This is a genomic window from Vibrio anguillarum (assembly GCF_001989995.2).
Lineage (GTDB): Bacteria > Pseudomonadota > Gammaproteobacteria > Enterobacterales > Vibrionaceae > Vibrio > Vibrio anguillarum.
Window position 1 is genome coordinate 1 of record NZ_JAHGUP010000229.1, and the last position, 678, is coordinate 678.

Annotated in this window: 1 protein-coding gene; it reads right to left on the reverse strand. The window is 37.6% G+C overall.

All coding sequences use genetic code 11. The features are described 5' to 3' along the window. Positions 1–14: 14 nt before the first annotated feature. Positions 15–641, reverse strand: a complete 627-nt coding sequence (locus PL85_RS18635) for a hypothetical protein (RefSeq protein WP_115340086.1) — start codon at positions 639–641, stop codon at positions 15–17. Positions 642–678: the final 37 nt, after the last annotated feature.

Sequence of the window (678 nt, forward strand, 5' to 3'; positions counted from 1 at the left end):
TCTTGAACAATTTGTTATGTGCTTGGTTCTGTATGCCCAAACTTTATCGCCATTTTTCTCTGACTAGAGCTTAGTGCTTTCCAGATTAAGTGGACTCTATCTATGTGCATGTTGGCTAAGTCTTTTTTGTGACTTTCCCGCTTTAAACTGATTTTGAAAAATGACGGATGGTAATCAATTTTTTGGGAATCTAAACGCCAAAAGACCACAAAAGCAAACTTAGGAGTTAAGCACTTATTCTTCTGATAGTAGTCAAGAGCATTAACAAGAATTGGATTATTTTCTTTTTCAGCCAACGCTTTAAGGGAGGTGATACAAGAATCCAAGCGCATTTTTTCAATGTGCTTATTTAGCTTTTTCTCCGCAGACTTTTTATCGAGAACTAACCCATTTTCAAATACAGCGACATTAAAACGTAAGATACAAGAAGAGCCCACCCAAAGCCTTTTTCGAGTATTCTTATTCTCAATTTCAAAGTGATATCTTAGTTGTTCTTGATCACAGAGCCCACATGATTCCGTTGCTACTTCATGGTCTTCCGTCCTTTCGGTAAAATACCACTCTTTTAGAGCTTCAGATAATTCACCAGAAATAGACAGAGGAAGAACATTTTCAGCAACTCTCTGAGGGTATAAAGTCATGATAGATCCTCTTTTGCACATAACGCCCGCTTAAGGG

Excerpts from the sequence above, each read along its gene's own strand:
- PL85_RS18635 (WP_115340086.1), bottom strand. The coding sequence starts at position 641 with ATGACTTTATACCCTCAGAGAGTTGCTGAAAATGTTCTTCCTCTGTCT.